Genomic DNA, 15,954 nt, shown 5'->3' with positions numbered 1-15,954 from the left:
AGGTGTTAGGCCGCAATGAAGCTCCTCAGCAAACTGTTCTCTAAACCAATTGACATGAACCGACAGATGCCTCCCGGTGACTTGATTCGGGAGGCCAAGGCCAATCCAGGCGGCTGGGTCTACGAGATCTCTGGCAAGTACGACCCGAACGGCGAGGTACCGCCGCACGCTATCAAGGGCGCATGGCGAGTCAGTCAAGCCGATGAAGTCATTCCAGGCAGCTACCAAGCCAACCCCAACTTCCGTGCAGACGACTAAGGTCGTTACACATGATCGAGTTGGGGCCTAACAATTCATTTAAGCCGAGCCTGCTTCGCGGGCTGGCTTAATTCAGGCGTTAGGCAGTGGTGGAGCAAACACGTTCGTGCATCCGGCTTCGGTGCATTGACTGGGATGCATGCGGTCGGCTCCGGGCGGTAGTCATCACCGTTGCGGGGAGGGGGGCAAGTTCGGTACTCCGCCCTCGCACATTATTAGTACGCTGCGCTCATTGCATTTGGTTTCGGTGGCATCACGCGCCGCTGCATCGCTTGGCAAGCTCCATCCCGTAAGCTGTGGCACACTCGGTCCAGGCGGCAGTGCTGGGGAGCATGGTTGCACCATCCAATCTTCGCGGCCACTCACTGCCTAACAACTCATTCAAGCCGAAGCCGCTTCGCGGCTCGGCTTAACTCAGGCGTTAGCGCTCAAAGCATGTCCCTGGCACTCATAAACAAACTGTTGGGGCGCCCTGCGAAAAACGCCAGCACTGCCGCATCTGACGACTACAAAGAACGCATCAAGGCGTTCGAGAGCGTCCTTAGTGACTGCCTCAATGTCTCTCGCAACTGCGCCGGCATCCCAGCACCAACGGGTGCCCACTTCTATGCCAGCGTTCTGTTCACAACGCTATGCGCTCGCGGCGTCAGTTTAGCGATCTTGGCTCCAGGCACGTCATGGTCAAAGAAGGTCACTGACCACTGGGACTACGCCTCACTAGCCGTACTTGTCAGATCCCTGCTCGAGGTAAGGCTCGCGTTCTTCTACTTGTGCATCGAGCAATCCACTCAAGATGAGTGGGAGTGTCGCTGGAACATCTTCAATCTCCATGACTGCACGGCAAGGATTCACCTGTTTGAGGAGATGGATCCAAACTCAGCCGACATTCCGGGGTTTCAGACGCAGGCCGCTGAGCTTAGAGATCGACTCAATAGCAATGCATTCTTCTTGGCTCTCCGTGCGTCAGATCAGCGCAAACTCCTTCATGGCAAGAGTGCATATCTCGCGCCGCTGGAGGCAATTGCTGCCGCAGCTGGCGTGGAAGTTCAGCAGTTTCGTTGGCTATACAAGTTCCTTTCCAGCCATGTACATGGCCTTCCCTTGTCGTTCTACCGCACTGGCCAGTTCGACGAGCGTGGCCGCGGGGTGCATTGCGAGGTCGAGGATAACTACAGTTGCTTGTGCGTTTCCTTCGCCCTTACGCTACTGGTGTCCGCGCGAGACGAAATGGAGGCACTGTTTGTTCCCCACGTTGAGCGCTAACAATTCATTCAAGCAGAAGCCGCTTCGCGGCTCGGCTTAATTCAGGCGTTCGGCGTCTCAATCATGATCCCCATCTTCGAACAAGGTAGTGGAAACGGTATCGGCCACGGACTTCAGTCCTTCCTTCGGCGCTTCGATGAAATCCGCGTCGAGCATCTCGCTAAAGGCCGTGCCAAGTCGTTCGCATTCATCTTCTACGACTTCACCGATCAAGCCATCCGCGAGGTTCTGAAGAACCAAGGCGTCTTCGCACAGCTTGACCGTCTATCCGGTAAAGAACTGAGCGTCTTCTACTTGCATGCCGGAACAAAGGCCGCCGTTGATGCATTTAACGCTCATTTCTTTGACGCACTCGGCATCAAGGACCAAGCGACGCTACCGTGTGTGGTCTTCTTTCGATTGCAAGAGGGAGCAGTTGAGGACGTCGAGATTGCGCAACTTGAAAACGCTGATCTTGTTCATGGATTTCATGAACTGTATGGCGCAATTCAACAGTATCTTTCGGCAAGCCCCGCAGCTTCAATTGGGCCGTCGCGGGCAATTCGGTGGCTCAAAGGCGGTGCGAATTTTTTATCAATCGAGGTATTTCGTGCCGCACTCAAGAAGGGCTTCGAGCTTTTCTTTTAGGGCTACGCAGGGACGCCGAACCCATCATTTCAGCGGACCGCCTCCGGCGGCCGCTGAATTCAAACGTTAGGTAGTGGTGGGTCATTACACAGATGCAACGCACCCGCCACTCACTTCAGACAATGGTTCCCGCTAAGCGTGCGCGCAACGCGCGTAGCCTCTCTACGGGTCACAGATTCCAGTCGATCCGCATGCCAGCAATCAACGCGTTCTTCAGATCGTTGGTGCGGGTGGGTTCGTTGAACTGGTCGGGGTTGATCACGTAGTGCAGGTTCGGGGCAATGCGCAGGCGCTTGGTGACCTGGATGCCGTAGCTGAGCTCCATCATGATCTGGTTGTCTGCGGGGGTGCCGGTGCCGCCTGCGGAGGCGCGCGCCAGGCGCAGGTTTTCGATGGCTTCGTCGCTGTACTTCTGCTGGGTGATCACAAACGCAATGTTGTCCTGCGGGCGGCTGGCGAAGGTGCCTTTCTGCACCAGGCCCAGTTGCACGAAGTGGTCTTCGATCGCCTGGCCGCCGGTGCTCTTGAGGATGGCGCCGAACACGGTCAGGCCGCGGGCGCCGGACGGATCCGGGTTGGTGACCTGTTGTTCGAAGCGGGCGAACATGCCCGAGCGGCCCTGCTTGTTCTCGTAGCCCAGGCCGCTGAGCACGGCCGGGTTGCCGTTGCGGTCGCGCAGCGGGTCGGTGTAGTCGGAGTTGTCCTGCCAGCCGCCGAGTTCGTACATTGCGGCCATGCTGCCGTCGCCGCCCTTGTTCTTGTAGCCGACCGCGTACGGCACCACCACGCCGGTGGTGTCGTCGGTGCTCCACTTCAGGCCGTGCTGGCCATCCTGGGCCTGCACCGGGTTCACCTCGTAGGCGCCCACATGCACGTAGACCTTGGGCGTGACCCAGGCGGTGGCATGCGCAGCCCAGCTGGACACCGGCCAGTAGGTGAAGTTGCTGGTGCGGAACACGAAGGTGGGGTTGCCGCAGGCCGAGTTGCCCTGGAAGTACTGGCACAGGTCCGAGCCGAGGAAGTGGATGTTGGCCACGCTGCGGCCGGCTTCCAGTTCCAGGCGGTCGTTGAAGAGTTTTTGCAGCAGGGTGAAGTTGGCCAGGCGCGTGCCCTGGCCGCCGTAGATTTCCTGCACCGAGGTGCTGTTGCCGATGCTGCTATTGGCCAGGTTGGTGCCGTGGCGGTTGGTGACGTACAGCTTGACCGTGGCGCCGCCCCAGCCGAACAGGCGGTCCATGTCGACGTCGGTGCCCACCATCAGCTGGCCGGCATAGGCGTCGCCGTTCTTGCGGCCGCCATCGATCATCGACGCCGCTTCGCCGGTGTAACCCAGCTTGAGCTTGAAGGCATCGGCGGCATCCTGCGCGTGGGCGAGCGGGGTCAGCGCCAGTGCCAGCGACAGGCACAGCAGGCGGGGACGGGCATGGCGGGGGGCGAGGACGGTCATGGCAGGACTCCGAACGAAGGAAGGCGTGGCCGAGGTGGCGAACGCGACAGCTGGGGGATGGGCAAGCCGCTGGCCGCGCACGAAGGTGCGCAGCGCAGCGGTGAAACCAGTCAGGGGTGGAGTGGGGCGGCGATCAGGCGTGGCGCATGCGCGGAGGGCACGCGGCAATGGCGAGGTGGCCGACCGTCAGGCGACCACGTCGGCCACCGGCTTCTTGAGCAGGCGCAGTGCCACCGCGGTGACCACCACGCCGACCACCAGGGCCAGCACGTAATTGAGCAGGTGGGTCACCGCGTTGGGGATCAGCAGCACGAAGATGCCGCCATGCGGTGCCTTCAACTCGGCACCGGCGGTCATCGAGATCGCGCCGGCCACGGCCGAGCCGATCACCAGCGCCGGGATGGTGCGCAGCGGGTCGCGTGCGGCATACGGGATGGCACCTTCGGTGACGAAGGCCAGCCCGAGCACGCCGGCGGCCGTGGCCGAGCCGCGCTCTTCGACGGTGAAGCGGTTGCGGAACACCCAGGTGGCCAGCGCGATGCCCAGCGGCGGGGTCATGCCGGCGACCATGGCGGCGGCCATCGGGGTATAGACCTGGCTGGCGATCAGACCAGTTGAAAAAGCGTAGGCGGCCTTGTTGACCGGCCCGCCCATGTCGAAGGCCATCATCCCGCCGAGCAACAGGCCCAGCAGCAGCGCGCTGCTGCCCTGCATGCCGCGCAGCCAGGCGGTGAGCCAGGCCAGCAGGTCGGCCACCGGTTGGCCGAACACGTACATCATCGCCAGCCCGACCAGCAGCGTGCCCAGCACCGGCAGGATCAGCACCGGCTTGAGCCCTTCCAGGTTGCGCGGCAGGCGGATGTAGCGGTTGAGCGCGGCCACGCCATAGCCGGCGATGAAGCCCGCAATAATGCCGCCAAGGAAGCCGGCATTGAGGTTGGCGGCGACCAGGCCGCCGATCATGCCCGGCGCGATGCCGGGGCGGTCGGCGATGGAGTAGGCGATATAGCCGGCCAGCGCGGGCACCATCAGGGTGAAGCCGGCCTTGGCGCCGATCTGGAACAGCGACCAAGCCAGCGTGCCCTGGTGCGCATCGTCGCCGGCATAGATGCCACCGAGCGCGAATGCGAGCGCGATCAACAAGCCGCCGGCGGTGACGAAGGGCAGCATGAACGACACGCCGGTCATCAGGTGCTTGTAGGCGCCGGTGCGGCCGTTGCCCGTGTTTTCGGCCTTGGCGGCGCCTGCGACCGGCGCCGCGCCGCCGTGCACGCCAGCTTCGGCCAGCGCTTTCTGGATCAAGGCCGGGCCATCGTTGATCGCCGGCTTGGTGCCGCTCTTGAACAGGCGCTTGCCGCCGAAGCGGGCCAGGTCGACCTCGCGATCGGCGGCGATCAGCACCAGGTCGGCAGCGCGGATTTCATCGTCGGTCAGGGCGTCCTGCGCGCCCACCGAGCCCTGGGTTTCCACGCGGATCTGGTAGCCGAGCTTCTTGGCTGCCTGCTGCAGGCCCTCGGCGGCCATGAAGGTGTGCGCGATGCCGGTGGGGCAGGAGGTGATCGCGACGATGCGCTTGCTGCCGGCGCCTGCGCTTGCTGCGGCAGCCGATGCATTCGCGGCGGCCGGTGCGGCGAGCTGGTGCACTGCGGCGGTCGGGTCGTCGAGTACCGCGCCCAGGCTCAGGCGCAGCAGCTGCGCATCGCCGAAGCGGGCGGTGTCGGCATCGGCGTCGCCGATCACCAGCACCTGGCTGGCGCCGCTGGCCAGGTCGCCCGGCAGTGCGCCGAGCACACCCTGGTCGCTGCGGATCTCGATCGTCACGCTGCGCCCGGCGGCGGTGGCCGCGCGGCGCAGCGCTTCGGCCGCCAGGACGGCTTCAGTGCTGCGGTCGCCAGCGGCGATGACCACGATGGAAGAGGACATGCAAATCTCCTGCGTTGTTCGGTCGCCGGCGAGTGCCGGCGGGATACGTGGTGTCTTGCGCAAGACCCGGGCGCGTTGCGGTGGTGCTCCCACCGGGCGCGCCGCCGGCCTTGCTAGGAGAGCTGGTCGATGACGACCTCGCCGGTGAGCTTGCGTACCTGCTGCGGGTTCAGCCGGCGCGCATCGCCGCTTTCCAGCCGGCTGACCGAGAACGCCGTCGCCAGACGGGCGCACTGTTCCAGGTCGGTGGAGTCGTCGAGCAGCGCGGCGGCCAGGCCGGCCACCATCGCGTCACCGGCGCCCACGCTGCTGCCCTGCGCCAGGCGCGGCGGACGCGCGATCAGGCGCTGGTCGCGCTGCACGAACAGGGCGCCCTCGGTGCCCATCGAAATGACCACCAGCTGGATGCCGCGGGCGATCAGTTCGTGCGCGGCGGCGCTGAGGGCGGCGCGGTCGGCCAGCGGGCGGCCGGTCCAGGCTTCCAGTTCGTGCCGGTTCGGCTTGACTGCGTAGGGCAGCGCCTGGCGTGCGGCGCCGAGCGCGGCCACCAGCGGCGCGCCACTGGTGTCCAGCAGCACGCGCGCACCGGCGGCGCCGGCCTGGGCCTGCAACTGCGCCCAGCTGTCGTCCGGCAGGCCGGCCGGCAGGCTGCCCGACAGCACCACCGGCAGGCCGGGCCGCAGCAGCGGGGCGAGGTGGGCGGCCACGCCCTGCAGGTGCGGCTGGCCCAGGCGCAGGCCGGGCAGGTTGATGTCGGTGGTGTCGTTGCTGCGCGCCTCGACCAGCTTGAGGTTGGTACGGGTCTCGCCGGCCACGCGCTGGCAGTGATCGGTGATGCCGCGCTCGCGGAACAGCGCCTCGAACACGCCGGCATTGCCGACCCCGAGCACGCCGAGTGCGGCGACCTGGCTGCCCCAGTCGGCCAGGCACGCGGCCACGTTGATGCCCTTGCCGCCGGCATCGTTGCGCACGCTGCTGGCGCGATGCACCGCGCCCGGTTGCAGGCTGTCGAGCTGGATGGTCTGGTCGATCGCCGGGTTCAGCGTCACCGTGATGGCGTGCAGGTTCATGCCTGGCCCTCGCGCTGCGCTTCCAGGGCGCGCACCTGCTCTGCGGTTTCGCAGTTCAGCGCCTGCTCGGCCAGCTGCTGCAGCTTACTCAGCGCGGTGCCACGCAGGCGTGCCTTGACCGCCGGGATGTCGTTGGGCGTCATCGACAGTTCCTGCACACCCAGGCCGGCCAGCAGGCTGGCGCCGAACGGATCGCCGGCCAGGCCGCCGCACACGCCAACCCAGCGCTCGTGCTTGCGCGCACCCTCGATGGTGCTGCGGATCATGCGCAGCACCGCCGGGTGCAGGCTGTCGGCTTCGGCGGCCAGTTCCGGGTTCTGGCGGTCGATCGCCAGCACGTACTGGGTCAAATCGTTGGTGCCGATCGAGAAGAAGTCTGCATGCCGCGCCAGCACGTCGGCCTGCGCGGCGGCGGCGGGCACTTCGATCATGATGCCGATCGGCACCTCGGGCGCGTCGAGTTCGCCGCGGAGGCGCGCGCAGATGGCGCGCAGGGTGATCAGCTCCGGCACCGAGGTGATCATCGGGAACATGATCGACAGCCGCGCCCCGTCCTTGGCGGCGCGGTACAGCGCCCGCAGCTGCGGTTCGAGCAGGTCGGGGCGGCGCAGCAGCAGGCGCGCGCCGCGCACCCCCAGGAACGGGTTTTCCTCGTGCGGCAGCTCCAGATGCGCCACCTGCTTGTCGCCGCCGATGTCCAGCGCACGCACGATCAGCGGGCGGCCATCCAGCGCCTGCGCCATCGCCAGGTAGGTCTGGTACTGCTCGTCTTCGCTGGGCGTGCTGCCGCTTTCCAGGAACAGGAATTCGGTGCGCATCAGGCCGACGCCTTCGGCGCCCTGGGTCAGTGCCATCGCGACCTGGTCGGGCAGGTTGACGTTGGCGCCGATGTCGATGTGGTGGCCGTCGGTGGTTTCGGCGGGCAAGGCGCGCTGGGCAGCCTCGCGCTCGCGGATGGCCTGTTGTTCGGCGATATGCGCGCGCGCCGCATCCAGGTCGAGTGCGGAGGGGTTGATGTACAGCCGCCCGCTGCTGCCGTCGATGATGGCGGTGACGCCGTCTTCGATATCCAGCAACTGGCCGCCGGCCGCGACCAGCGCCGGCAGGCCCAGCGTGCGCGACAGGATCGCGGTATGCGAGGTCGGCCCGCCTTGCGCGGTGGCCAGGCCGAGCACGCGCGCGGTGTCCAGGTTGGCGGTGTCCGACGGCGACAGATCGCCGGCGAGCAGGATGCAAGGCTGCTCCGGCAGGTCGGTCAGGCCGGCGCCGGCGGCGGCCGGGTCGAGCTGGGCCAGCACGCGGCGGCCGACATCGCGCAGGTCGGCCGCGCGGCCGGCCAGCACCGGGTTGCCCAGCGCGGCCAGGCCCGAGGCGATCTGTTCCACCGCCTGATGCCACGACCACGCCACGCCGTGGCCTTCGACCATCAGCTGGCAGGTGCGGGTGATCAGGTCGGTGTCGTTGAGCAGCTCGGCCTGGGCCTTGAAGATCGCCGCGTCTGAGGCGCCGAGCCGGCGCTGGGTGTCGTCCTGGATCGCCGCCAGCTGCTGGCGGGTGCGGGTCAGCGCGTCGTGCAGCAGCGCGCCGCCATCGCCCAGGCCGACCGGTTGATCGGCCACTTCGGTCTGCGCCGCACGCAGCCGGTGCACGATGCCGATCGCCACGCCCGGGCTGGCGCCGATGCCGACGATGGCCGGCTGCGCCTGCGGCGGCGTCCAGCCGGCCACCGGGGCGGCGCGGCGTTGCGCGGCGCGTTCGGCATCGGCCTTTTCCTGCGCGGTCAGGCTGTCCATCACCGCGCGCAGGCGCTTGAGCAGCGCGGCGGCATCGGGGCCTTCGGCCGAGACGGTGATGCTGTCGCCGGCACGCAGGCCGAGCTGCAGCAGGCCGACCAGGCTCTTGGCATCGGCGGCCTGGTCGCCGGCGCGCACCTGGGCGCGCGCCGAGAAACCGCGTGCGGTCTCGGCCCAGCGGGTGGCCGGGCGCGCGTGCAGGCCGCTGGGGTAGGCGATGGTCCACGCGAAGGTTTCGGCCAGGTCGGTGGCCGGTGCGGCGCTGGTGTCGGGCGCACGGTCGCCGGTCAGGGCGGCCACGATCACGCCGGGGTCGTCGGTGGTGAACAGTGCTTCCAGCTGGGCCGGGTCCTGGATCAGGCGGGTCAGCCGGCGCAGCAAGGTGATGTGGGTATCGGACTGGGCGGCAATGCCGACCACCAGCCGGGTGGTCTGGCCCGGGTTCCACTCCACGCCCTCGGGCAACTGCAGCACCGCGATGCCGTCGCGGCGCACCAGGTGGCGGTCTTCGCCAACGCCGTGCGGGATCGCCAGGCCATGGCCCAGAAAGGTGTTCGCCAGGCCTTCGCGGCGCCGCATGCTGGCGTCGTAGCCCGGCGCCACGCAGCCGGCGGCGACCAGCAACTGGGCAGCCTGTGCGATGGCGTCGTCCTTGTCGCGGGCATGCGCACGCAGACGCACGAGTTCGGGGGTGACGGGGGCGGCTGGCGACGGAGAGGACAAGACGGACTCCGGGATGGGAACGGGCTGGGCAGTATAGTGGGAACGTTCCCACGTTCCAGGTCAATGTGCGCTGCACAAAAACGGTGTAGTGCTTTCGGGTTAGCATCGGATCAGGCACCGCACCTGGCTGCAGGTGCGCGAATGGAGCGGGAACGGTCCCAGTGAGTATCAGCATCAACGACGTGGCCCGCGTGGCCGGGGTTTCCAAATCGACGGTCTCGCGCGCGCTGGGCACTGGCCCGGTCAGCGAGGAAGTACGGGCCAAGGTCGAGGCGGCGGTGCGCCAGACCGGCTACCGGCCCAACCTGATGGCGCGACGCCTGCGCTCCCAGCAGTCCGGCATCCTGGGGGTGATCGTTGCCGACATCCGCAACCCGTACTTCACCGCGCTGATCCGCGCGGTGGAGGAGGTGGCCTACCGTGCCGGCATGCGCGTAACCCTGTGTAACACCGACGAAGACCCCGAGCGCGAAGCGCTGTACCTGCAATTGATGCAGGAAGAACGCATCACCGGGCTGATCTTCGCGCCAACCCGCAGCACGGTCGGGCGCATGCACGAGCTGGTGCTGGACTACCCGACCGTGCTGGTGGACCGCGCCGGCCCCGGCAGCCGCTACGACAGTGTGGTGCTGGACAACGCTGCGGCCATGGGCGAGCTGGTTGCGCACCTGCAGGCGCAGGGGTATCGGCGCATCGGCGGGCTGTTCGGCACCAGTACCACCGCCACCGAGCGCCGCAACGGCTATCTGGCCGCGATGGCGGCGCCGGGGCTGACGCCGGCCTACCGCGAAGTGGCGCCCACCGCCGAAGCGGCGATTGCCGAAGTCGGCCAATGGCTGGCCGGTGCAGACCGGCCCGAGGCCATTGTCACCAGTAACAGCCTGCTGTTGATGGGCGCGCTCAAGGCCGCCCGCACCGCCGGTCTGCGCCTGCCAGACGACCTGGCCCTGGCAGGCTTCGACAACGAGCGCTGGACCGACCTGGTCGAGCCCGGCATTACCGTGGTCGAGCAGCCGGTCGAGGACATGGGCCGCGCAGCGATGTCGCTGCTGCTGGAACGCCTGGGCAACCCGCAGCTGCCGATCCGCCGCATGGTGATGACCGGCCGCTGCGTGGTGCGCGGCTCCACCGGCCCCCGCACCCCACCGTAGGAGCGCACCTGGGCGCGACGGGCGTTACCGGTAGAGCCATCGCGCCCAGGGGCGCTCCTACAACGCCGTGGCGGTTGTTGCGGATCGCGCCGTGCGGGTCTTGCACAAGCACGGATGTCACCAATCCCCGGCACCCGTAGGAGCGCACCCGGGCGCGACAGGCGTTACCAGTAAGGCTCGTCGCGCCCAGGTGCGCTCCTACGACGGCGCGGCGGTTGTTACAGATCGCGCTATGTGCTTGGCCAACAGCTGGCACATGGTGCAGGTCTTGCCCGAGCACGGCATGTCACCGATCCCCCCACCGTAGGAGCGCACCCGGGCGCGACGGGCGTTACCGGTCATGCCCGTCGCGCCCGGGTGCGCTCCTACGAGATATCACGGTTGCGCAACCCAAAAAAAAGCCCCGGCAGTGCCGGGGCTTTTCGTTCTAGGCGATGTCCCAGATCAACGATCCGGACGATGGCTTCCGGCGTCGCCCTGTGCCGCGAGGTAGTCCTTGGACTGTTCGTCCAGCTTGTCGCCCAGCATGCGGCGCACCACCACGAAGAACAGCGGGATGAAGATCACGCCGAGCACGGTGGCGAACACCATGCCGCCGATCACGCCGGTACCGATGGAGTGACGCGAGTTGGCGCCGGCACCGGTGGAGATGGCCAGCGGCAGCACGCCCAGGATGAAAGCGAACGAGGTCATCAGGATCGGGCGGAAGCGCAGGTGTGCCGCTTCCAGCGTCGCCTCGCGCAGCGTCTTGCCTGCCGCACGCTGTTCCACCGCGAACTCCACGATCAGGATCGCGTTCTTCGCCGCCAGGCCGATCACCGTGATCATGCCGATCTTGAAGTACAGATCGTTCGGCAGCCCACGCAGCATCGAGAAGGTGATCGCACCCAGCACACCGATCGGCACCACCATCAGCACCGCCACCGGAATCGACCAGCTCTCGTAGAGGGCGGCCAGGCACAGGAACACCACCACCACCGACAACGCCAGCAACAGCGTGGCCGCATTACCGGCGATGATTTCCTGGTACGACATGCCGCTCCAGTCGAAGCCGAAGCCCGGCGGCAGATCGTTGTTGACGATCTCTTCCATCGCGGTCATCGCCTGGCCGGAGCTGCCACCCGGCGCAGGATTGCCGACGATGTTCACCGCCGAATAGCCGTTGTAGCGGTTCAACGCCGGCGAGGCGAAGGTCCAATCGGCCTTGACCACATTGCTCAGCGGAATCATTCCCGGCTGCCCATCGGCACCGACTGCTGTCGCACTGGGGCTGAAGAAGCTGCGCAGCGACTCGGGGCCGGTGCGGAACTGGTCGTCGGCACGGATGTTGACGCGCTTGATGCGGCCTTCGGAGAAGTAGTCGTTGATGTACACAGGCGCCAGCATCAGCTGGATCGAGCTGTAGATATCGCTGACGTCCAGGCCCATCGACTGCGCCTGCACACGGTCCACGGACAGCTGCAGCTGTGGTGCGTCTTCCAGGCCGTTCGGGCGCACGCCCACCATGGTGTCCTGCCTTTCCGCCGCCTTGCCCAGCACGATGTTGCGCGCCTGGGTCAGGGCTTGCTGGCCGGCGCCGGAGCGGTCCTGCAGCCACATGTCGAAGCCGCCGAACTGGCCCAGCCCCTGCACGGTGGGCAGGTTGACCACGAAGATCTGCGCGCCCTTGATGCCGTAGAAGGCACCGTTGAGCTGCTGGATCAACTGTTCGGCTGTGACGTCGCGCTCTTCCCACGGCTTGAGCCGGATGAAGCCCATGCCGACGTTTTCGCCCGAGCCCAGGAAGCTGAAGCCGGCGATCTGCAGCATGCCTTCCACGGCCGGCTGCTTCTCCAGCACCGCACGCATCTGCGCGAACGCCTCGTTGGTGCGGATCTTGGTCGCGCCCGGCGGCAGCTGCACGATGGCCACCGCAAAGCCCTGGTCTTCTTCCGGCAGGAAGCTGCCCGGCATGCGGGTGAACAGGAAGCCGCACAGCACCACCAGCACCACGAACACGATCATCCACGGTGGCGAGCGCTTGAGGGTGTGGCCGACCACGCCGACATAGCGATGCGCCAGCTTGTCGTAGTACTTGTCGAAGGTGCGGTAGATCCAGTTCTTCTTGGTCGAGTGGGTGGACTTGAGGAACGCGCCGCACAGCGCCGGGGTGAAGCTCAACGCCAGGAACGCGGAGAACCCCATCGACATGGCGATAGTCAGCGCGAATTGCTTGTAGATCGCACCCGAAGCGCCGGGCTGCAGCGAGGAGGGGATGAACACCGCCGCCAGCACCACGGTGATGGCCACCACCGCGCCGGTGATCTGGGTCATCGCCTTCTGCGTGGCCGCCTTCGGCTCCAGGTGCTCCTCGCTCATGATGCGTTCGACGTTCTCGATCACCACGATCGCGTCGTCGACCACGATGCCGATCGCCAGCACCATCGCAAACAGCGTCAGCTGGTTGATGGTGAAGCCGATCATGTACATGCCGAAGAACGTGCCCAGCAACGCGACCGGAATCACCAGCGTGGGAATCACGGTGGCGCGGAAGTTCTGCAGGAACAGCAGCATCACCAGGAACACCAGCACGATGGCTTCCACCAGCGTGTGGATCACTTCCTCGATGGAGATGCGCACGAAGGTGGTCGATTCGTACGGCGCAAACCAGGTCACGCCCTGCGGGAAGGTCGGCTGCAGTTCGTCGAGCTTGGCACCGACCGCCTCGGACACGTTCAGGGCGTTGGCGCCCGGCAGCAGCTGGATACCGAAGGCGCCGGTGGGCTTGCCGTTGTACTGGGTGTCGAAGCCGTAGTTGCTCGGCCCCACGGTGACCCGCGCGACATCCTTCAAGCGCACCGTGGCACCGTTGTTATCGGTGCGCAGGATGATGTTCTCGAACTGTTCCGGCGAGCTGAAGCGGCCCTCGGCCGACACGGTGGCGGTGAAGCTGATGCCTTCCGGAGTCGGGTCGGCGCCCACCGAACCGGCAGCGAACTGCACGTTCTGGTTACGCACCGCGGTCAGCACCTGGGTCGCCGACAGGTTGTAGCCCTGCAGCTTCTCCGGGTTCAGCCAGATGTTCATCGCATACTCGGCGCCGAACTGGTTGGTGCTGCCCACGCCGGGCACGCGCGAGATCTGCTCGAGCACGCGCGAGCCGACGATGTCGTTGAGCGCGTCGCGGTTGATCGACGGGTTGTCCGAGCGCAACGCGGCCACCATCAGGAAGCCGGCGTTGGCCTTGGCCACCACCACACCCTGCTGGGTGACTTCCGAAGGCAGACGCGGCGTGGCCAGCGACACCTTGTTCTGCACCTGCACCTGGGCGATATCCGCGTCGGTGCCGGTTTCGAAGGTCAGCGTGATGGTCACGCGGCCGTTGGCGGCCGAGGACGAGTTGAAGTACAGCAGGTGATCGATACCGGTGAGCTGCTGCTCGATGACCTGGGTCACCGCTTTTTCGGCGGTATCGGCGCTGGCGCCGGGGAAGTTGGCGGTGACGGTGACCTGCGGCGGGGCGATCGTGGGGTACGACTCGATACCCAGATTCAGGATCGAGATCACGCCCGCAAGCGAGATCAGGATCGCCACCACCCAGGCAAAGACAGGGTGTTCGATAAAAAACTTAGGCATGTCCGGGTTCCGTTACTGCTGCTTGGACTGGGAGTCGGTCGGCTGCGCCGCAGCGTCTGGCTTGGACTGTTCCTGCGCGGCCGGTGCCGCCGCGTCGGCCTTGTCGGCTGCCGGTGCGGCCTGTGCGTTGCCACCCTGGGCGGCGGGAGCCGCGCCCGGTGCACCCGGCTGGCCGCCCTGCGCCGGCTTGTTCGGATCCCACGGCACGCCCTTGGCCGGCTGGCCTTCCTTGGCCTTCTGCACGCCATCGACGATCACCTGATCGCCCGGGGTCACGCCACCGGTGACGATCCACTGACCCTTCTGCTGGCCGTCGACGGTGAGATTCTTGCGCACCACCTTGCCGTCCTTGCCCAGCACCAGCGCGTAGGCGCCGGTGGCATCGCGCTGCACGGCCTGCTGCGGCATCAGGTAGGCGTTGTTGCGCTGGCCCAGGCTGGCCTTGAAGGTCACGAACGCGCCCGGCAGCAGTGCCTGTTCCGGGTTGGGCAGGGTCGCGCGCAGCGACACCGCACCGGTGCTCGGGTCCACCGTCACCGCCGACACGTCCAGCGTACCGGGGTGCGGGTACTGCGTGCCGTTGCCCAGTTCCACGTTGATGGTGGACTTGCCATCGCCGCTGAGCTGCACGTTGCCGCTGCTCTGGGCCTGGCGCAGGGCGGCGAGCTCTTCGCTGCTCATCGCAAAGTTCACATACAGCGGGTCGATCTGGTCGACCGTGGTCAGCAGGGTCGCCTCACCCGAGCCCACCAGCGCACCTTCGGTCACGCGCTGGATGCCGGCGCGGCCGGTGATCGGCGAGGTGACGCTGGCAAAGCCGAGCTGGATGCGGGCGGACTCGACCTGGCCGCGTGCCTGCTGCACGTTGGCGCGGGAGGAGCGCTCGGTGGCTTCGGCGTTGTCGATGTCGGCCCGCGACACGTACTGCTGCGGGGCCAGGCTGCGCGCGCGCTTGGCGGCGACCTGGGCATTGGCGTAGGTCGCCTCGGCGGCGGCCAGCTGGCCCTGCGCCTGCAGCAGCGTGGCCTTCAGCGGTGCCGGGTCGATCTCGAACAGCGGCTGGCCTTCCTTGACGTCGGTGCCCTCGGTGTACAGGCGCTTGAGCACCACGCCGTCCACGCGTGCGCGCACGTCGGCCGAGCGGAATGCCGACAGGCGGCCGACCAGGTCGCGTTCCAGCGGCAGGGTCTGCGGCTTCATTTCCAGCACCGACACTTCCGGCGGCGGCGGCGCCTGCTGTTGTTCGGGCTTGCTGCAGGCAGCCAGCGCCAGGGTGATGGCACAGGCCAGGCCGAATGTGCGGAGCGGGGCGATCATCAGGAGGAACTCCGTTAGGGTCTTGAAGTGAGAAAGGAAAGCGGGGACAGCGAAGGCGTGGCAGCGACCGCGGCAAAGGCGCGCAGGAACGTGTCGACAGCGAACTGCGCCCACTGCTGCCTGGCGGGGAGGCCGGCGCGGTGGGGTACCTGAAAGCGTTGCCGGTCGAAATCCAGACCGACGATCATGCTCAACAGCAGTTCGGCCATACAGTGCGGATCGTCATGGCGCAGCTGGCCTGCCTGCATCGCCTGTTCGAAGCGCTGCGCCAGGCGCTGCTGCATGCCGACGACCCCGTCCTGGAAGATCTGCTGTGACTGGTCGGGAAACCGGTGCGATTCGGCCTCCACCAATCGGCAGGTCTGTAGCACATCGGGCCGGTTCAGGCGGTCAAGATGGGCCAGCGCAAAGGCCAGCAGATCCTCGCGCAACTCGCCGGAGGCGGTGCCCAGCGGCACCGTGGCCAGATGCACGTGGTCCTGAAGGACATCGCGCAGCAGGTTTTCTTTACAACCGTAGTAACTATAGAGCGTCTGCTTGGAACAACCGGCACGCTCGGCCACGGCATCCATGCTCAGCCGCATGCCACGCTCGGCAAGCAGCGTATGCACAGCCGCATGGATGCGGCGATCGCAATCCGAGCGCCGGGAAGCACGGTGGGAACGGGGGGTCATGGCGGTAGACTATACCGTCCAGTTTAGTTTTTAAACAGGCTTGACGGTCGCAATTCTGTCTGTACAGCGCCTTGTGCGCCAAGCGTCGGGCCC

General features: G+C 66.7%; 11 protein-coding genes. 4 read left to right on the top strand and 7 right to left on the bottom strand.

Annotated features, from left to right (window positions below; all coding sequences use genetic code 11):
* Positions 1-15 precede the first annotated feature (15 nt).
* The 3 genes from EO170_RS19175 to EO170_RS19160 all read left to right on the top strand — a co-directional run bounded on the left by EO170_RS19175 (position 16) and on the right by EO170_RS19160 (position 2,148).
* Positions 16-258: a hypothetical protein gene (locus EO170_RS19175; RefSeq protein WP_126947443.1), complete on the top strand. Its 243-nt coding sequence runs from the start codon at positions 16-18 to the stop codon at positions 256-258.
* Positions 259-693: 435 nt separating this feature from the next.
* The gene (locus EO170_RS19165; protein WP_126947440.1) at positions 694-1,521 is read left to right on the top strand and encodes a DUF5677 domain-containing protein; all 828 of its coding nucleotides are present in this window, start codon (positions 694-696) and stop codon (positions 1,519-1,521) included.
* A 63-nt stretch (positions 1,522-1,584) separates the two neighbouring features.
* Positions 1,585-2,148 (top strand): hypothetical protein, encoded by a 564-nt coding sequence (locus tag EO170_RS19160; protein ID WP_126947437.1) that lies wholly within the window; start codon positions 1,585-1,587, stop codon positions 2,146-2,148.
* A gap of 169 nt (positions 2,149-2,317) precedes the next feature.
* Here EO170_RS19160 and EO170_RS19155 read toward each other — a convergent pair whose 3' ends face one another.
* The 4 genes from EO170_RS19155 to ptsP form a co-directional block, all read right to left on the bottom strand.
* Complete coding sequence (locus EO170_RS19155) at positions 2,318-3,595, bottom strand: carbohydrate porin (RefSeq protein ID WP_164741102.1); 1,278 nt, start codon at positions 3,593-3,595, stop codon at positions 2,318-2,320.
* 186 nt (positions 3,596-3,781) lie between these two features.
* The gene (locus tag EO170_RS19150) at positions 3,782-5,518 is read right to left on the bottom strand and encodes a fructose-specific PTS transporter subunit EIIC (protein WP_126947434.1); all 1,737 of its coding nucleotides are present in this window, start codon (positions 5,516-5,518) and stop codon (positions 3,782-3,784) included.
* A 113-nt stretch (positions 5,519-5,631) separates the two neighbouring features.
* Complete coding sequence (pfkB, locus tag EO170_RS19145; protein WP_126947431.1) at positions 5,632-6,588, bottom strand: 1-phosphofructokinase; 957 nt, start codon at positions 6,586-6,588, stop codon at positions 5,632-5,634.
* Positions 6,585-9,104, bottom strand: a complete 2,520-nt coding sequence (gene ptsP / locus EO170_RS19140; RefSeq protein ID WP_126947428.1) for a phosphoenolpyruvate--protein phosphotransferase — start codon at positions 9,102-9,104, stop codon at positions 6,585-6,587. The genes pfkB and ptsP overlap by 4 nt, the downstream gene beginning before the upstream one ends.
* A gap of 161 nt (positions 9,105-9,265) precedes the next feature.
* On the opposite strand from ptsP, the gene EO170_RS19135 reads away from it, so the two are divergent.
* Positions 9,266-10,255 carry a LacI family DNA-binding transcriptional regulator gene (locus EO170_RS19135; protein WP_126947425.1) on the top strand — a complete coding sequence of 330 codons (990 nt, stop codon included), beginning with the start codon at positions 9,266-9,268 and terminating at the stop codon, positions 10,253-10,255.
* 444 nt (positions 10,256-10,699) lie between these two features.
* Here the strand turns inward: EO170_RS19135 and EO170_RS19130 are convergent, their stop codons facing one another.
* The 3 genes from EO170_RS19130 to EO170_RS19120 are packed head-to-tail and all read right to left on the bottom strand — an operon-like array spanning position 10,700 to position 15,861.
* Entirely contained in the window at positions 10,700-13,870 is a 3,171-nt protein-coding gene (locus tag EO170_RS19130) for a multidrug efflux RND transporter permease subunit (RefSeq protein WP_104582122.1), read from the bottom strand.
* A 12-nt stretch (positions 13,871-13,882) separates the two neighbouring features.
* Positions 13,883-15,187 (bottom strand): efflux RND transporter periplasmic adaptor subunit, encoded by a 1,305-nt coding sequence (locus EO170_RS19125; protein ID WP_126947423.1) that lies wholly within the window; start codon positions 15,185-15,187, stop codon positions 13,883-13,885.
* Between the two features lie 14 nt (positions 15,188-15,201).
* Positions 15,202-15,861 (bottom strand): TetR/AcrR family transcriptional regulator, encoded by a 660-nt coding sequence (locus tag EO170_RS19120; RefSeq protein WP_104582124.1) that lies wholly within the window; start codon positions 15,859-15,861, stop codon positions 15,202-15,204.
* Positions 15,862-15,954 lie beyond the last annotated feature (93 nt).

Origin of the sequence: Xanthomonas sp. BRIP62409, assembly GCF_003992965.1 — a bacterium.
Lineage (GTDB): Bacteria > Pseudomonadota > Gammaproteobacteria > Xanthomonadales > Xanthomonadaceae > Xanthomonas > Xanthomonas euroxanthea.
This window is presented reverse-complemented; position numbering and strand designations above follow the sequence as displayed.

What these genes read in the sequence shown, in the direction of transcription:
- EO170_RS19160 (WP_126947437.1), top strand. Translation starts at nt 1,585, where the DNA reads ATGATCCCCATCTTCGAACAAGGTAGTGGAAACGGTATCGGCCACGGA.
- pfkB (WP_126947431.1), bottom strand. Translation starts at nt 6,588, where the DNA reads ATGAACCTGCACGCCATCACGGTGACGCTGAACCCGGCGATCGACCAG.
- EO170_RS19155 (WP_164741102.1), bottom strand. Translation starts at nt 3,595, where the DNA reads ATGACCGTCCTCGCCCCCCGCCATGCCCGTCCCCGCCTGCTGTGCCTG.
- EO170_RS19120 (WP_104582124.1), bottom strand. Translation starts at nt 15,861, where the DNA reads ATGACCCCCCGTTCCCACCGTGCTTCCCGGCGCTCGGATTGCGATCGC.
- EO170_RS19125 (WP_126947423.1), bottom strand. Translation starts at nt 15,187, where the DNA reads ATGATCGCCCCGCTCCGCACATTCGGCCTGGCCTGTGCCATCACCCTG.
- EO170_RS19150 (WP_126947434.1), bottom strand. Translation starts at nt 5,518, where the DNA reads ATGTCCTCTTCCATCGTGGTCATCGCCGCTGGCGACCGCAGCACTGAA.
- EO170_RS19165 (WP_126947440.1), top strand. Translation starts at nt 694, where the DNA reads ATGTCCCTGGCACTCATAAACAAACTGTTGGGGCGCCCTGCGAAAAAC.
- EO170_RS19130 (WP_104582122.1), bottom strand. Translation starts at nt 13,870, where the DNA reads ATGCCTAAGTTTTTTATCGAACACCCTGTCTTTGCCTGGGTGGTGGCG.
- EO170_RS19175 (WP_126947443.1), top strand. Translation starts at nt 16, where the DNA reads ATGAAGCTCCTCAGCAAACTGTTCTCTAAACCAATTGACATGAACCGA.